Origin of the sequence: Pseudoglutamicibacter cumminsii, from assembly GCF_003143995.1 — a bacterium.
GTDB lineage: Bacteria > Actinomycetota > Actinomycetes > Actinomycetales > Micrococcaceae > Pseudoglutamicibacter > Pseudoglutamicibacter cumminsii_B.
On the sequence record NZ_QFWG01000002.1, the window covers coordinates 256059 to 272900 of the forward strand.

Annotated in this window: 13 protein-coding genes; 7 read left to right on the plus strand and 6 right to left on the minus strand. The window is 62.0% G+C overall.

Translation table 11 applies throughout. The features are described 5' to 3' along the window. Window positions 1–30: 30 nt before the first annotated feature. Window positions 31–4665, minus strand: coding sequence for a lamin tail domain-containing protein (locus CAY35_RS03020; RefSeq protein ID WP_109303304.1), 4635 nt, complete (start codon window positions 4663–4665; stop codon window positions 31–33). A gap of 249 nt (window positions 4666–4914) precedes the next feature. On the opposite strand from CAY35_RS03020, the gene ychF reads away from it, so the two are divergent. Together ychF and CAY35_RS03030 are read left to right on the plus strand one after the other, a co-directional pair. Continuing rightward, window positions 4915–5994 carry a redox-regulated ATPase YchF gene (ychF, locus tag CAY35_RS03025; protein ID WP_109303236.1) on the plus strand — a complete coding sequence of 360 codons (1080 nt, stop codon included), beginning with the start codon at window positions 4915–4917 and terminating at the stop codon, window positions 5992–5994. 12 nt (window positions 5995–6006) lie between these two features. Beyond that, the gene (locus CAY35_RS03030; protein ID WP_258265602.1) at window positions 6007–7047 is read left to right on the plus strand and encodes an NAD(P)/FAD-dependent oxidoreductase; all 1041 of its coding nucleotides are present in this window, start codon (window positions 6007–6009) and stop codon (window positions 7045–7047) included. Window positions 7048–7125: 78 nt separating this feature from the next. On the opposite strand, the gene CAY35_RS03035 is transcribed toward CAY35_RS03030, so the two are convergent. Together CAY35_RS03035 and cmtR are read right to left on the minus strand one after the other, a co-directional pair. Beyond that, a complete protein-coding gene (locus CAY35_RS03035; protein WP_109303237.1) occupies window positions 7126–9018 on the minus strand; it encodes a heavy metal translocating P-type ATPase in 1893 nt (630 codons plus the stop codon). Beyond that, window positions 9015–9374 carry a Cd(II)/Pb(II)-sensing metalloregulatory transcriptional regulator CmtR gene (cmtR, locus tag CAY35_RS03040; protein ID WP_034973773.1) on the minus strand — a complete coding sequence of 120 codons (360 nt, stop codon included), beginning with the start codon at window positions 9372–9374 and terminating at the stop codon, window positions 9015–9017. Before cmtR ends, CAY35_RS03035 begins: the two co-directional genes overlap by 4 nt. A gap of 344 nt (window positions 9375–9718) precedes the next feature. Here cmtR and CAY35_RS09800 point away from each other — a divergent pair, with 344 nt between their 5' ends. Next, window positions 9719–9931 (plus strand): recombinase family protein, encoded by a 213-nt coding sequence (locus CAY35_RS09800; protein ID WP_232219261.1) that lies wholly within the window; start codon window positions 9719–9721, stop codon window positions 9929–9931. Between the two features lie 349 nt (window positions 9932–10280). Further along, window positions 10281–11135, plus strand: a complete 855-nt coding sequence (erm, locus tag CAY35_RS03050; protein ID WP_065422277.1) for a 23S ribosomal RNA methyltransferase Erm — start codon at window positions 10281–10283, stop codon at window positions 11133–11135. A 102-nt stretch (window positions 11136–11237) separates the two neighbouring features. Here the strand turns inward: erm and CAY35_RS09945 are convergent, their stop codons facing one another. The 3 genes from CAY35_RS09945 to CAY35_RS03065 all read right to left on the minus strand — a co-directional run bounded on the left by CAY35_RS09945 (window position 11238) and on the right by CAY35_RS03065 (window position 14132). After that, window positions 11238–11675, minus strand: coding sequence for a type IIL restriction-modification enzyme MmeI (locus tag CAY35_RS09945; protein WP_309136521.1), 438 nt, complete (start codon window positions 11673–11675; stop codon window positions 11238–11240). A gap of 334 nt (window positions 11676–12009) precedes the next feature. Beyond that, on the minus strand, window positions 12010–13485 hold the full coding sequence (locus tag CAY35_RS03060; protein ID WP_035001090.1) for a multicopper oxidase family protein: 1476 nt from the start codon (window positions 13483–13485) through the stop codon (window positions 12010–12012). Window positions 13486–13556: 71 nt separating this feature from the next. Continuing rightward, entirely contained in the window at window positions 13557–14132 is a 576-nt protein-coding gene (locus CAY35_RS03065; RefSeq protein WP_035755524.1) for a CueP family metal-binding protein, read from the minus strand. Window positions 14133–14535: 403 nt separating this feature from the next. Between CAY35_RS03065 and CAY35_RS03070 the strand changes: the two genes are divergently transcribed. The 3 genes from CAY35_RS03070 to CAY35_RS03080 all read left to right on the plus strand — a co-directional run bounded on the left by CAY35_RS03070 (window position 14536) and on the right by CAY35_RS03080 (window position 16823). Further along, window positions 14536–15258, plus strand: coding sequence for a response regulator transcription factor (locus CAY35_RS03070; RefSeq protein ID WP_101630591.1), 723 nt, complete (start codon window positions 14536–14538; stop codon window positions 15256–15258). Then, window positions 15255–16382, plus strand: a complete 1128-nt coding sequence (locus tag CAY35_RS03075; protein ID WP_109303238.1) for a sensor histidine kinase — start codon at window positions 15255–15257, stop codon at window positions 16380–16382. Before CAY35_RS03070 ends, CAY35_RS03075 begins: the two co-directional genes overlap by 4 nt. 114 nt (window positions 16383–16496) lie before the next feature. Next, complete coding sequence (locus CAY35_RS03080; RefSeq protein ID WP_109303239.1) at window positions 16497–16823, plus strand: heavy-metal-associated domain-containing protein; 327 nt, start codon at window positions 16497–16499, stop codon at window positions 16821–16823. Window positions 16824–16842 lie beyond the last annotated feature (19 nt).

Sequence of the window (16842 nt, forward strand, 5' to 3'; positions counted from 1 at the left end):
TAACCCTGGCGGGCCGCCTATGTCGCAGGGTTAGCGCGTGCGACGGCGCAGCATCCAAGCCATGGCCATGCCACCCATCGTGAGGGCGGCAGCAGCGAGGCCGAGGGTCATGACGTTCGCGCCGGTTGCAGCGAGCCCAGGGGCCGGCTGGTTCGGACGGTAGTGCCCGATGGTGTGTGAGCCGGCACCGTTGTTGGAGCCCGGAACGCCCGTCTGGCCAGACTGTCCCGGAGCCCCAGGCTGGCCCGGTTGGCTTGGCTGGCCCGGCTGACGCGGCTGGCCTGGAACGCCCGGTTCGCTCGGCTTGGTCGGCTTGTTTGGATCCTCTGGTTTGTTCGGATCCACGTCGGTGCCTGGGTTCTCTGGTTCCTCTACGTGGCAGTCGCCGCCTTCGATGGTGACGCGCTGTAGCGCGGAGTAGTGCTTAGCGCCGTATGGGTCGGTCGTCAGAACGTAGATGGTGTGCTCGCCTTCAGCGAGGTTCTCAACGGAAACCTTGGCCTCGGTGCCGGACTCCACGTCCTCAACGGAGCCGAGTTCCTTGGCGGTGAGCACGTCGACGCGTGCCTTGGCCGTGGTGAGAGACTTGGTGGTCTGCTCAAGCCCCAGCGCGTCGTAGCTGATCGTGAATTCCTGGTGCTCTGGTTCAAGGGTTGCGTCGTCGGCGTTGTACTGCTTCAACGATGGCGAGAAGGTACGGACCTTGACGTGCTGGCCCTTGTTGTCAAAGTGCATGAGCCGCAGGAAGCCCTGGCCGCCTTCTGGCAGTGCCTGGTAGTCGAACAGCATCTGGGTCACGGTGCGCTCTGGGTTGCCGTCGCCGTCGTCGTCGAAGCGGTCCACGCGCGTGTAGGCGTCGTGGTAGTGGCCGCTCATGACGGCGCGGACGTTGGCGTTCGGGGTGATGACTTCGTCGTAGATCCGCTGTGGGATCGGGCCGAGGCCACCGGTGGTGAGCATGTATTCGTGGAGGTTGATGATCGCGGTGCGTTCTGGGTAGGCCTCGAGCACTTCGTTCATCCATTCGATCTCGGCATCGCCTGGGGCCCAGCCCATGTAGAGCATGATGAAGTCGTGCCCGCCGGCGGTGATGAGGTCGTAGTGGCCTCGGTTGTTCTGGTATGAACCGCCGTACCACGGGTTGTGTGCGTAGCGGTCTTCGCCGAAGTTCTTCGAGTATTCGGTGAAGTCGTTGCTCATGTGGCCCACGTCGTGGTTACCGGCGAGCACACCGTATGGGAGGCCGGCTTCGTCGAGCATCTTGTATGCCTTGTTGGCATTGTCCCACTGGAACTGCTGCTCGGCCTTGTCGACGATGTCACCGGTGTGGAAGAGGTACTGCAGGTTGAGTGCTTCGCGACGTTCCAGAAGGTAGTTGTGGATTGCGATCTGGTGGTCGTAGAAGGACTCGTTGTAGTACTGGGTGTCGGTTTCCCATGCGAACGTGAAGTCGTACTGGTCGCGTGGGGTGTCTTCTGGGTGGTATGGCTCTACGGCGCTGTCGCGTCCGGAGAGGTTAGGTCCGGCCCAGCCTTCGGAGTGCTGCACGACTGCGCGGATTTCGCCGTCCACTGCGTGCTCGCCGAGCGGCACCATCGCTTCGAGTGTGGCTTCGCCGGTTTCTTTGTCGGTGAGTGCCACATCGACTTCTTGGTATGCGTTGGCCGCCGTGTTCCATACGAGCAGGCGGACGCGTGCACCTGGGTCGGTGGTGCCTTCCCATGCGACGCGCACGAGGGAGTCGTCGCTTGCGCCTCCCGGTACGTCAGTGGTGAACGCGTGGAATGGAAGCTCGGAGTCCGATGAGGTGGTTCCGCCAGCCTTGAGCGCGTCGCCTTCGCGTTCGGTCTGGTTGGCGTTGTTGACGGTTCCGCTCACTGCGGTGAGGGTCTCGTTTTCGAGGCTTACGGTGTGGCCTTCGCGGAAGGACACGGTGAGTGGGTCGCCGCTCGGGTCGGAGACGCGGGCGGAGAGTGAACCTGGGGTGCAGATGCTCAGTACTGCGCCGGCCCGGTTGGAGATCGCTCCGTTAGGTTGTTCGACTGGCGTGGTGAACGTCAGCGTGCGCTTGGAGACGTTGCCGATCTTGTCTTTGGCGGTGATTTCCAGGGTGTGGGTGCCGGCTGGCATGGTCACGCTGGAGAGCTCGGTGCCGGTGCCGATCTTTTCGCCGTCGAGGGTCGCTTCGATGCTGTCAAGTCCGGAGCCTGCGTCGGTTGCTTCGAAGTCGACGGTGAACGCGCCGCGTTTTTCTTCGCCGTCTTTCACGGATGTGGTGATGGCGGGTGCGGTGTTGTCGACCTTGATGGTGCGTTCTACGCGCTCGCCGTTGGAGTCGGTGCCGCATACGGTGTGTTCACCGTCGGCAACGGTGGTGGAGTCCCATTGTGCCGCGTGGGCGTTGTAGGCGTCTTCTGGGATGGTGAAGAGCGCTTCCAGCACTTCGACTTTGCCGGAGGAGTCGCCCATCTGGATGATCTTGGCGGGGTCGTCCCAGTTTGGTGCGCGCAGAGTGCGGCCGTCGGGGAGGATGAGCCGTACGTTGCGGACCACGAAGTCGTCGTTGTTTTCGTTCGGGTCCGGGCCTGGCGCGGCTTTGGTGCCGGCAGCGATGTCGACCTGGAGTGGTTTGCCGGCGGTTACGTGGTTGAGTGGGATGTCAGTTGAGATGGTGGCCCACTCGGAGTAGGTGCCTTCGTCGAAGATGTTCAGAATTTCGCCGTCGACGAGCACACCGTTACGGAAGAACGTGTCCGTTTGGGAGGTTTCGAAAGCGAAGACTGGTTCTTTTTCGAGGGATGCGTGGGTTTCGGTCAGGTCGGTGTCGTTTACGCAGAGTCCGAGCTTTTCGCCTGGGTTGTCGGATGCGACGGAGATCGGGACGGTTCCGCGCACGAACTGGCCGTCTTCAACGTTGAGCCGCAGCGGGTCGGTGTTGACGCCGTCGAGCGGTACGCGGACCTTTTCGGTGGTGGTTTCGTTGGTGCCGTCGGTTGCGGTGACGGTGTATTCGAAGTAGCGCTTACCGACGAGGTCTGCTTGCGGGATGGTGAACGTGTAGGTTCCGTCGCCGTTGGTGGTCAGGTTGTGGACCTGTGGCTCTTTGTCCGCGTTGTTGGAGAGGCTGAGCTCTGCTCGGCGTACCTGAACGTTGTCGGTGATGCTGAACTTGAGTTCGGCGTCGGTGTTTGGTGCCAGGGACTTAGGGCTTTGGTCTTTGATGACCGGGGCTTCGGTGTCCTCGGGTACCTCGATGGCGCTGCCAGGAACTTGTTCTGGCTTGACGCTGCCAGGGGTTGCAGGGCTCTTCTCGAGGATGGTCGAGTTGCCTGGGTCCTCAGTGTTGTAGCCGTAGTGGAGGCCTTGGTCTTTGGCCGGGTCTTTCTTGTCGGTGGTGTTGTAGTTGACGCGGTGGACTTTTTCACCGGTGCGGGTGCGCAGCTCCATACCGCGCGGGCCGCCGTTGGCCATGCCGGCGGAGTGGACTTCTACGAGGGTGAGGTCCTTAACGTTGACGCCGTAGTTCTTCGCGAAGTCTTCCGCGGTGAGGTTGTCGTTAGGGCCGTTCTTGACCCAGACGACAACGGTTTTACCTGGTTCAACCACCGCATCCTGTGGCTCCATGGGCCATTCGGCGGAGCTGGTGATGGTGAGGTCGTTGAGGATGTACAGGTAGTGCAGCTGGTAGTCGCGGAGGTTGATGGCGCGGTTGGTTGGGTTGTAGATCTCGATGAACTCGTATCCGTCTGCTCCGCCTACGTTGGTGGAGTCTGGGACGAGCTCGGTGATCAGCAGCTGGCCGAGGTGTGCCTCTGACGGTGCGGCCTGTGGCTTGGCTTCAGCGGATTCCGATGCGGTGGCTGATTCCGATGGGGTAGCGGATTCCGATGGGGTAGCGGACTCGGATGGTGCCTCAGATTCCGAAGGCGCCTCGTTCTCGGAAGGCGCCTCGGTGTCGGATGGCTTTTCAGATTCAGTCGGCTCTGCGCTCTCAGTCGGTTCCGCGGATTCAGTTGCGGTGAAGGCGCGGGTGAGTTCCTTGCCGTCGGCGTTGGAGATGCGGAGACCGAAGTCCTTCTCTGCGTCCTCTTCGAGGCCGCTAGCGACTTCAACGCGGGTCGAGTCTTTGAGGTCCCAGGCCTTCTTGAAGTCCGCGATCTCCTTCTCAGTGACTTCTGCTTCAGCGGATGCTGCAGCCCCGTCGTTAGCCTTAGCATCAGCAGCCTCATCGGAAGCGTCTTCACGCTTTGGGGTCAGCCACAGCACGACCTTTTCGTCTGGCTTGATGGTGACTGGCTCGCTGACGGTGAGTTCGACATCGTCGGCGGTTTCGGCGGTGTCTTCGGTGATGTAGCTGAGCTTGAGGCCGTCTTCGCCGATCGTGACGGGCTTGGTGCCTGGGTTGGTGAGCTCAACGAATGGGTAGTTGTGTGTTGTGTTGTTGTCGGTGCCGCTGTCGAGCTCGGTGATGGCGAGCGGGGCAGTGGCGGTGTCGGTCTGGACTGAGCGATCGGCACGGGCCGCGTGTGCTGCGTTGTGTGCAGCGGATGCGGTGGCCGGCGCGAGGATCGGGGCAGAAGCGAGTGAGAAGCTGAGGACCGCTGCGGCAAGAACCTTGTTGGCTTTACCGTTGCTGCGGTGTTCGGTGAACCTCGAGGGTGTCATGTCCTTCACTTTCGGTACGAGTGTCATATTCAGTGGACACGACTAGCTGTACTCGCCGTTCCTTACCCCGCGGTGAACCGAACGTGCTTCCTGGTGACTACTTGCCGTATTTTCTGACAGCTCTGCGTAACCTGAAAGCAACCTGGAAGGGCTATTAGCTTCCGTCGGTGGGGGGAGCTCGGGGCGGTTTCAGGGCGCTTAGGGCCGTCGCGGCCGTCCATTTGCTCACCGCCACGTAGAATGGAGGGCGTGGCTCTTACTATTGGAATCGTTGGACTCCCGAACGTGGGCAAGTCCACTATGTTTAACGCTTTGACCCGTGCCGATGTTTTGGCGGCGAACTACCCGTTCGCGACGATCGAACCGAACGTGGGTGTGGTGCCCCTCCCGGATTCGCGTTTGCCTCAGCTCGCGGAGATTTTCGGTTCGGAGAAGATCCTCCCGGCGACCGTGTCTTTCGTTGATATCGCGGGCATCGTGAAGGGTGCGTCCGAGGGCGAAGGCCTCGGCAACCAGTTCCTCGCGAACATCCGTGAAGCTGACGCGATCTGCCAGGTGACCCGCGGCTTCCAGGATTCCGATGTCGTCCACGTTTCCGGGCAAGTTGACCCCGCATCGGACATTGACGTCATCACCACTGAGCTTGCGTTGGCTGACTTGCAGTCTGTGGAGAAGGCATTGCCTCGTCTGCAGAAGGAGCTGACGAACAAGAAGGTCGAGAAGGCCTACGTTGAGGCGGTTGAACAGGCGGAGAAGATCCTGTCCGATGGCCGCACCCTGTTCTCTGCCCGCGATGAGGTGGATCTGGACGAGCTGAAGCCGCTGCAGCTGCTGACCGCTAAGCCGTTCATTTACGTGTTCAACCTGGATGACGATGGGCTTGCCGATGAGGAGCTGAAGGCTTCGCTTGCGGAGTCGGTTGCGCCTGCGGTTTCGGTGTTCTTGAACGCACAGTTTGAGGCGGAGCTTGCGGAACTTGATGAGGACGATGCGGCGGAGATGCTCGCTGACGCCGGCATTGAGGAGTCTGGCCTGGAACAGCTCGCGAAGGCTGGCTATGAGGCGCTTGGTTTGCAGTCGTATTTGACGGCGGGCCCGAAGGAGACGCGCGCGTGGACGATCAAGCAGGGCGCTACCGCACCTGAGGCGGCCGGCGTGATTCACACGGACTTCCAGCGCGGATTCATCCGTGCCGAGGTTGTTTCGTTCGACGACCTGATCGAGGCCGGCTCGATGCAGGCCGCGAAGGCCGCGGGCCGTGTGCGCCTCGAGGGCAAGGAATACATTATGCAGGACGGCGACGTCGTTGAATTTAGGTTTAACGTGTAGCGAGGAACGGTTGTGGAGGAGGCAGTCGCGGATACACAACTGGGTGGGCATTTGCCCGATGAGGTGAGAAGCACCACGGAGCATCACACTGCCATCGTCGTCGGCGGTGGCCAGTCCGGCCTAGCCACGGCATACTACCTGCGGCGCTTCAAAGTGGGCTTTCTGATCTTGGACAACCAAGAGGAACCCGGTGGAGCGTGGTTGCACACGTGGCCTTCACTGACACTTTTCTCCGCCGCGGAGTTCTCCAACCTGCCCGGCTGGCCTATGCCGCGGTACCCGGGGTACCCGCCGGCAAGTCATGTCATCGACTATCTGGAAAGCTACGAAAAACGCTATGACCTCCCGGCTCGGCGTCCAGTGCACGTTCACAGCGTGTCCCGTGACGAAGGGATGTTCTACCTAGATACGAGCGCCGGTCAATTCACAGCGGAACACGTTATCGCGGCCACAGGCACGTGGTCCGCGCCCTTCGTACCCCACTATCCCGGTACCTTCCAAGGACGCCAGTGGCACTCGTCGACCTACCCCGGTCCCGAACCATTCCGCGGCGCGAAGGTCGCGGTGGTCGGTGGGGCGAACTCGGGGGCCCAGATCGCCGCGGACCTCCTCGGGACGTCGGAGGTCACATGGTTCACACGTGAGCAACCGCGCTGGATGCCTGATGATGTCGATGGCCGCGATCTCTTTCTCCGCAGCCGCCGCCGGATTCTCGGCGGCGATTCCGGCCCGAACCTCGGGGACATTGTCGCGCTTCCTCATCTCCGTGAGCTCCGCAACTCCGGCCAACTCACCGCTACCCCCATCTTCGATAGCTTGAGCGAGCTCGACCACGACCATCTGATCTGGTGCACTGGTTTCCGTCCGGCTCTCGGCCCATTCCGTCACCTCATGCGTGGCCGCGAAACCGCGGTGCAGAATCTGCATCTCGTCGGCTACGGCAATTGGACCGGCGACGGCTCGGCAACCCTGATGGGTGTCGGGCCGTTTACCAAACACACCGCCCAGGTAGTCGCGGGCCGTGTCGATGAAGCTGGGCGTCAAAAGTTTTGAGATGACGCTTGGTCCCTGAGTAGCTCGATCCTTCCAAGATCCGCATTGGAGATCCAGCGCGCTGGGCGAAAGTGTGGCTCAGCGCTTCGCTCGCGCAGCCCGCAGACCGTTCAAAATCACGATGACTTCGGCGACCTCGTGGACCAGCACGACGGCGGCCAGGCCCAGCACGCCGCTGATCGCCAGCGGCATCAACACGATGATGATGGCCAGAGACAGCACGATATTTTGGTTGATGATCCTGCTGCCTCGGCGGGCGTGCTGCAGAGCCTGCGGGATCAGTCGGAGGTCGTGCCCGGTGAAGGCGACGTCAGCGGACTCGATCGCGGCGTCGGAGCCAGTCGCTCCCATCGCGATGCCCACCGTAGCGCCCGCCAGTGCCGGCGCGTCGTTGATGCCGTCGCCGATCATCGCCGTCGGCGTCTTGGATGAGAGTTCGGCGACGATGCTCGCCTTGTCCTCCGGGCGCAGCTCGGCGCGCACGTCGTCGATTCCGGCGATTTCAGCCAGCGCCCGGGCGGTGCGAGTGTTGTCGCCGGTGAGCATGCTTACTTCCACGCCGTTGGTGCGCAGGGTCTGCACGGCCTCGGGCACCTCGGGCCGCAGCTCGTCGCGGACCCCGATCGCCCCGGCAAGGGCGTCATCGACGGTGACAAGGACGCAGGTCTGGCCCTCGGACTCCATGCGCTCAACGTCTGCCTTTAGTGGCCCGGCGTCGATCCACCGGGGGCTGCCCACCAGCACCCGTCGACCTTCGATAGTGCCGCCGATGCCATGTCCGGCTTCCTCGCTGATGTCCTGGGCGGCGGGCGCTTCGGGCACCGCTGCCGCGATCGCCGCAGCGAGGGGGTGCGTCGATTGCTGCTCAACTGCCGCCGCGAAAGCAAGCACCTGCGCCGGATCGAATCCGTCTGCCGGGACCACGCCGGTAACCTCGGGCTGGTTGCGGGTAAGGGTTCCGGTCTTGTCCACCGCCAGGTGACGGATGCCACCGAGTCGCTCGAACGCCGCGCCGGACTTGATGACCACGCCAAACTGGCTGGCCGCGCCGATCGCGGCCACGACCGTCAGCGGCACGGAGATTGCCAGCGCGCACGGCGACGCTGCGACCAGGACCACCAGTGCACGGGTGATCCACGTCTCAGGATCGCCGAGCAGCGAGCCGATCACGCCGACCAGCACCGCCAGGATCATCACCCCGGGCACGAGGGGGCGGGCAATCCGGTCGGCGATCCGGGCGCGGTCGCCCTTTTCCGCCTGCGCCTGCTCGACTAGGTCCACGAGTGTGGTCAGCGAGTTGTCCGTTCCAGCTGCGGTCGTCTCGACCTCCAGCGAACCGGCGGAGTTGATTGCTCCCGCGGGCACCTCGTCGCCGGGCGCTACCTCCTCCGGAATGGATTCTCCGGTGATCGCTGAGGTGTCAAGGCTGGAGCGCCCGGACCGAATGATGCCATCCGTGGCGATCCGCTCTCCGGGGCGCACGAGCATCAGCTCGCCAGCCACGAGGTCCTTCGCGGCGACCTCGACCGCCGTGCCGTCGCGCAGCACCGTCGCGGTTTGCGGTACCAGCTTCAAGAGTGCCCGCAGTCCGCCCTGGGCCCGGTCCATCGCCTTGTCTTCCAGTGCCTCGGCGATCGAGTACAGGAACGCTAACGCCGCGGCCTCCCCGACGTAACCGAGGATCACCGCGCCGACCGCGCTGATCGTCATCAGCAAACCAATGCCGAGCTTGCGCTTCGTGGCAAGGTTCCGGATAGCGCCGGGCGCGAACGTATACGCCCCTAGCAGCAGGCCGACCCAGAACAGTACTGTCGCGGGTGTCTCTAGCCCGGACCAGCCCAGTGCCAATCCTATGCAGAGGGCTACGCCGGAGAAGATCGGCAGTAGCAACTCGGGGTCCTTCCACCATGGCCGATCGAGATCTTCGATCTCCGTGGCTGGTTCGTGTTCGCATCCACATGCTGAACTCATGCGTCCGCTCCTTTTCCGTCGCAGCCGGGCACCGAGCACTCAGGGTCGATGCACGGGGCGTTTTCGTCGACAGCCAACGTCGCGTTCACTAGCGCGTTGAGCGCTGTCGCGAGGTGCGGATCGGCGATTTCGTAGCGTGTCTTGCGGCCCTCCGGCTCGGCGACGACGATGCCGCAGTCACGCAAGCAGGTCAGGTGGTTCGAGACGTTCGAGCGGGTCAGGTCCAGGTCGCGCGAAAGCACGGCCGGGTAGCTCGGGCCGTCGAGTAGTGTCATCAGGATTCTGGAGCGCGTCGGATCCGCCATGGCCCGGCCGAGCCGGTTCATGACGTCGAGGCGTGAAACAATGGTCAGCATGTGCTGAACAATACATCGTGTGCTGAACTATTCAAAATGCGCTGAACTGACAGTTACGCGAAGGTCCTGCGACCTGCAAGAATTAGTCGATGGGATAGCAGATGACTGATCCTTTGTGGTTCGGCTGCCACCCAACGCGGGAGCGACGTGGGCGGCGAGGTTCTCGAGAAAGTAACTTTGCAACTACATACCGTCGAGTTTAAGTTCAATGTGTAGCTAAGGGCCTTATTAATAGCGTTTGACAACACGCGCTCCTATTTACCTTCGTATCTCACGAGACGCTGACGTGGATGGCCTCACCATCGACCGGCAGCGTCAGGACTGTGAAGCCATTGCAAAGCAGCGTGGCTTGCACGTTGGACATAGGACATAACTACGTCGATCAGTCCATTTCCGCGTCAAAGAAGAATGTGGCTCGCCCCGACTACGACGCCATGGTGGCGTCCTTTGAACGCGGCGAAATCGACGCGATCATCTGCTGGGACCTCGAACTACCCGCCCCACGTCGGTGGATAGTCCGATCGGTCGGACAAAATTACTCCCGCACCACAGCGTAATCAGGGGTGCACCTTAAAAACATCCGGAGGTGGGGGTAACTCCCCCTCGTTGCCCAGAGACAAAATACGCCAGTGGCGTCTGTACGACGAGCCGAAAGTAGGACAAATTCCAATCCAGAGAGGTCTTGCACTGTTGCGGTGCGGTTGTCTTCTTTCTCACCGTATTGGACCCTGCGAGATTAATTGGATACGATAGGCCCATGTTGATTTCAGGTTCCGTTTTCATGCGGCCGCTCACCAGCCGCTAAGGCGGTTTTCTCCCTCCCGCAGGTTAGAAACCGCTCCGGTCCTTTAGCCGGGCGGCCATTTGCCATGCCCGGCTTCGTTTCAACTCCACGGAGCACACCTGATGTCTACATACGGATACGGCCGTCACGAACATGGCCAAAATTTTCTCACAGACCACAAGATCATCAACTCCATCGTCGATCTTGTAAAACAATCCTCTGGCCCCATCATTGAGATCGGGCCAGGAAGCGGTGCCCTCACTCACCCGCTATCCCGCTTGGGGAGGCCAATAACGGCAGTTGAGGTAGACGCAAAACTAGCTGCCAAACTCACAAAAAAGACCGCCTCGGCGTCGGTCGAAGTGGTCCATGATGATTTCCTTAACTTCCCGTTACCCGCCACTCCCTGCGTCATTGTGGGAAACATTCCCTTTCACCTCACTACTGCCATTCTTCGAAAGTTGTTGCATGCGCCGGCATGGACTGACGCTGTACTCCTCATGCAGTGGGAAGTCGCTCGCCGCCGGGCCGGGGTAGGCGCAAGCACAATGATGACGGCTCAGTGGTCCCCATGGTTCACATTTCACCTTGGTTCCCGAGTACCAAGGTCTGCTTTCCGGCCACAGCCAAACGTTGACGGGGGGATCTTAGTGATCCGCCGGGTGGGTGACCCGAAGATCCCGATAGAGCAGCGCAAAGCCTTTCAGGCGATGGTGCACACCGTTTTCACCGCCCGGGGACGCGGGATAGGGGAAATTCTCCGAAGGGCAGGGTTGTTTTCATCACGTTCAGAGACACAATCATGGTTGCGCTCGCGAGGAATCGACCCCGCAACCCTACCTCCCAGATTGCGCACCAGCGACTGGATCGATCTCTTCCAGGTGACTGGTTTCTCTCCACCGCGCCATCGGCCCATTTCACAATCGGGAAGTAGTCAACGCCCTCCTCAACGGAAAAAACGAGGCCGGCGGCGGTAATCCCCCCACCACCAAAACCGAAATCCACCAGTAGTAGTGAACGACCCATGCTCGTCTACCGTGAACCGCGTTATGACAGTGACGTGTTCTCGTCGGGCACAGTCATAGTTCCCGGCGTTGCCAGCGACAGGGTTCTACACCCGGCAGCGGGCCGATCAAAATCACCCGCACGGGGAACGACCCTGCTGGTGGTTTCGATTTTGATGAAAGCGAGGAGACATAGCCCCTCGCCAACTCCCCGTAGCTGGCGAACAGTAGCTCCTGGCGGTGGCGCTCGTTGGTGAGTTTGCGTGCCGCACCGAAAGCCTTATCGACTTCCTGGTCCAAGTTGTTGTGAGCCTTGAGCAGAATTGGGTCCATCGATAACGGGTTGTAGTGCTCCGCGAGTGACCGCCGGGGGTGCCGCTCGCGTGCCCGCAGCACCAACTGTCCAGCGTCGATGATTCGCTGCTGCGCCTTCTCATCTAGTTCACACAGAGCTGGTCCGCAGTTGTAGCTCCCGATGTACTCCGAAAAACGGAAAAAATAAATAGCGGGGATACATCAACCTTCCACTTTCCATTCTTCCGGCTCAGAGTATTGAGGGGTCTGGGACCGGGTCCGTAAACCCTTTATGTTTTCCGCGCACAGCGGTTTTTAGCGACGCGCCCTATAGGTTTTCCGCAGAACCTATATGTGTTTCTGTGCACCCCATATGTTGTCTGTTTTAGCGGTATTTCGTTGTTAATTCCGCACGCGCGCATCAAATGGTTAGTTATCGCCGACACTCCGTGGAGTTCAAGTTCAACGTAACCTAAGGCGCGCTAGTGTTAGTCGTATAACAACACGTGCTGCCATTTACCTTCGCATCTCGCTCGATACCCTGCTGTGGGGGTTACTCGTAGCGAAGCGAGCTGAGCATCCCGGTTTCCATGTGATAGGCGTTATGGCAGTGAAATGCCCACTCACCGGGGTTGTCAGCGATCAGGTCGGCGATCATGGTTTCACCGTGGCGGAGAAGGACGGTGTCCTTGCGTAGTCCGCCGCTGCCGGGCAGCGCCCACGTGTGGCCGTGGATGTGCATGGGGTGGGGCATCATGGTCCTGTTGCGCATGACCATCCGCAGGCGCTGGCCCTCCTGCACGGTCGCGGAGGAGGATTGGCCGTCGGTGAGAATGCTCCATTCATACGGCATCATCTGCCCGCCCAGGTCGATGCTGACTTCTCGGTCTGGTGTGTCCTCGGGTAGGAGTGCACGGTCTGCTGGCTTCAGGGAGGACAGGAGCAGTCCGGTGGACGACAACTCGGGGAAGTCGACATCGGGGTGGGGGGCCTGGCCGCCGGCGGTGCGGATGACGGCGAAGGCGCGGTCGTCCTTACCCACCGCCAAAGCCGTGAGCGGGAAGATGCCGTCGCCGAGGATGACCTCGACGTCGACACGCTCGCCCATCGACAGGTAGATCGATTCGGTCTCCCGGGGCTGGACGGGGAAGCCGTCGGTGTGGGTGACGGTCATGCGGTGACCACCGAGGGCCACCTTGAAGATGGTGTCACCGCCGGAGTTGATAAACCGCAGGCGGGCCTTGTCGCCCGGGCGAGCCTCGAAGGTCCGGTGAGCACGGGGGATACGTCCGTTGATGAGGTAGTGCGGATACATCACATCGCCGACATCCCCGCCCAGTACCCGGTCCGGGGTGCCGTGCATCATCTGGCCGTGACCTCCCATTCCCATACCCCCGTTATGGTCGCCCGAACCCATTCCGGTGAGCTTGTCGAGCTCATCGTCGGGAGTGCCCTGAATGCCATCGACCCAGTCGTCGAGCACGATGGTCCACTCAACGTCCTGGTCTTCAGCGTCTTGCGGGTCACGGATGATCAGTGGGGCGTGGAGGCCGCGATCAAGCTGCAGGCCGGTGTGGGAATGGTAGAAGTAGGTGCCACCGTGGGGGACTTCAAAAACATAGGAGAAAGACGCGCCAGGTTCAATGGGGTCCTGGGTCATGCCGGGCACACCGTCGGCTGCGTTGTGGAGTGCGATGCCATGCCAGTGGATGGAGGTGCTCTCAGGCAGTTCGTTAGTGATATCGACCTGGAGGACGTCGCCGGCAGTGGCCTCAATGGCCGCATCCCCGGTGTCAGAGACGTATCCCCACGTCTTGGCTTCGATGCCGCCGATATCCAGGGAGAGGGGCCGGGCGGTCAGTGTCCGGCGCACCGTCGGCTCACCGAGCGCAGTGGGGGTGGGGCGAAGGGAGGAACCTGGTGCCGAGGCAGCGGGTCCAGGGTCGCTGGTGCAGGCGGCCAAGGCCCCGGTGCCGGCGAGGACGAGCCCGCCGAGCAGAAACTGTCGTCGGGAAAACGTGTTCGTCATGATTTAACCTTTCTTGGTGCAAGATTTCAGTGACACGGGAGACAGGCGCAGGCGAGGACCCTGCTGAGCTATCACGTCAGGCGCAGGTCTGTGTAACAGGTAGCACCGTCGTCGGTGGTGGAAAACTCCGTGGTGCCGGTACGCCCCTGGTAGCTGACCTCAATCAGGCCGGTGACATCATCGGGAAGCCAGAAGCCAATAAACCCGTTGTCGAAGGTGGTTGTCGCCTCGTCCACCAGCACCTCACCGGTCGCCTCATCGGTGATCGTGACCTGGATGTCCTTATTGTCGAGTTCCCCCTGGCAGGTCGTGAGGCTGTGGTAGAAGCAGTCGTGGGTGGAGTTGAGATAGGGTGCGATCGAGACATACGTCTGATTGTCGGGAAGATCGACCACGACTTCCTGGTCACCGCTCGAGAGCAGCAGTTCATCGGCACGTACTGAGGCGATCAGATCCGTGGGACGCTCAGTGACCTTCTGCCGGTCGAGGTGATCAATGATCTCCACCGCGTCCAAGTCGGCCAGGCCATGGGTAGTCAAGAATGTATCTTGGGACACCGTCCCGTCGGCCGTGGGTTCCGGGTCGGCGGCCGAACACCCCGTGAGGGCGAGGGCAAGGGCGGCGGCTGCGATCGCTGCTCGTTTCACGTCAATCTCCTTGGATCGTGGTAACACTGTGAGAAGACACCACCTCAAGGTCGGTGCCATACCTTTATCTTGCACGGGCGCCTGACGGAGTAGAAATCAAAAACCCTGCTCACAGCCTTATAACAGGGCGAAAAGGGGGTGAGTTCGGTGGGCTGGGTCACCACCGGGACACCTCTCCACAGCCGTGGGTGATGTCCTTCTACCCGCCTCAGGTATGCGGTGCAGGCAGTGAAATCCCTGGTGGCGCCTGCTGAACCGACGAGGAGAGGCGATGCCACCGGCCCGGGGTGGGGCACAGGGGTGACGGCGGTTGAAGGGTGATGTTTGAAGATTTGATGAAGATTTCCCCGCCGGGCACTGAGCGAGGGTGGTATTCCCCCTGCCCCGAGCGATACTGGGGTCTATGGCTGACCGCACACCGACCACCGCCACGTCCCTGGGGCGGGTGCTGGTCGTCGATGATGAACAACCCCTGGCTCAGATGGTGGCCTCGTACCTCATCCGGGCCGGCTTCGATACCCGCCAGGCGCACACCGGCACCCAGGCCGTGGACGAGGCCCGTCGCTTTTCCCCCGATGTTGTGGTGCTGGATCTGGGGCTGCCCGAACTCGACGGTCTGGAGGTATGCCGACGGATCCGCACCTTCTCGGACTGCTACATCCTCATGCTCACCGCGCGTGGCAGCGAGGACGACAAGATCAGCGCTTTGACCCTGGGGGCGGATGACTACATCACCAAACCTTTTAGCATCCGGGAACTGGTGACCCGGGTGCATGCGGTGCTGCGCCGCCCGCGCACCAGCATCACCCCACCGCAGGTGACCAGCCCCTTGATCGTTGGTGACCTCATTCTTGACCCCGTCGCCCATCAGGTGCGGGTGGGGGAGACGACCGTGGAGCTCACCCGCACGGAGTTCGAGCTGCTGGTTGCCCTGGCCCTGCGCCCCGGCCAGGCGCTGACCCGGCACGATCTGGTCACCGAGGTCTGGGACACCACCTGGGTCGGTGATGAACGCATCGTCGATGTCCACATCGGCAACTTGCGTCGCAAGCTCGGCACCGACACCCGGGGCCGGGGGTTTATCGACACCGTACGTGGCGTGGGCTACCGGGTGGGGCAGCCATGAATCACGGACCCGGCCTGACCTTCCGCTTCCTGGCCGCTCAGGTGTTGGTTGTGGTGATTAGCCTGCTGGTGGCCGCGGCCGTGGCCACGACGGTGGGCCCGCCCCTGTTCCATGATCATATGTTGATGGCCGGCCGGGAGGACCCCTCGCTGGAGCTATTCCATGCCGAGCAGGCCTACCGGGACGCCAACCTGATCACCCTGGCCGTCGCCCTGCCCACTGCCTTGATCAGCGCCCTACTGGCCAGCCTGTGGTCATCGCGTCGTCTGCGCACCCCCCTGCAGGATCTCACTCGCGCCGTTACCAGCCTGGCGGCCGGTAACTCCCGTATCCGCGTGCCCGACGGAGAAGCAGGCCCCGAGGTCGCCACCCTGGCGCATGCCTTCAACACCATGGCCGACCGGCTGGAACACACCGAACAGGTCCGCCGCCAGATGCTCTCTGATCTGGCCCACGAAATGGGCACCCCTTTATCGGTGCTCACGGTCTACCTCGATGGTCTCCAGGACGGGGTCGTGGACTGGAATAATGCCAACCACACGATCATGGCTGACCAACTCACCCGCCTGACCCGGTTGATGGAGGACATTGACGATGTCTCCCGGGCCCAGGAACACCGGATCGATTTGGACCTGGCGGAGGAAGGGCTCGGGGATCTGCTCCATACCGCCGCTGCTGCCGCGGGGGAAGCTTATGCTGACAAAGGCGTCGATTTACACGTCGAGACCATTACGGACACCGCCCGAGTGCTCGTGGACCGGCAACGCTTCGGCCAGGTGATGAGCAATCTCCTGTCGAACGCGCTACGGCACACCCCGGCCGGCGGGCAGGTCCGGATCAGCGTCCACCGCCAGGGGGCGTCCACCGCGCTCATCCACGTCGCCGATGACGGCGAGGGCATCCCACCTGGCCAGCTCGGACACATCTTCGAACGCTTCTACCGGGGGGATGCCGCCCGCAGCCGGGACAACGGCGGGTCCGGTATCGGTCTGACCATCTCCAAGGCATTGATCGAGGCCCACGGCGGCACTCTCACAGCCACCTCCCCCGGACCCGGTCGCGGAGCGGTGTTTGCCCTCCGCCTCCCGCTGTCCTCTCCCGACAGTGAGGGGGCTGCTCGGTGACCACACCCTGCCCCGCGTGAGAGCCGTGCCCTCCACTCCTTGAAAATATACCCCGGGGGGGTATATGCTGGAGAGCGGAATTGCCGCACCCCACCGAACCGAAGGAGCCTTCCCATGATCACCTTCCCGCCCCGTCTCTTGCCGATGGCCTCCCGCGGCTGCAGCTGTTGCGGACCCGCCTCAGATGCCGACACCGCCTCCATCCCTGCCGCCAGCGACTCGTCAGCAGGAGGGGCCTCCCGTAGCTACCAGGTCACCGGCCTGACCTGCGGCTACTGCGCGAAAAGCGTGACCCAGGCCCTTCAGGGCCTCCCCCAGGTCGACGACGTCCAGGTTGATCTCGCTGCTGGTGGTGTTTCCACCGTCACGGTCACCGGTGTCGTACCTCCGGAGATGGTTCGCCGGGCCATCGAAGAGGCCGGCTGCACCGTCTTATCCTGATCAGTTTTACCCATCATCT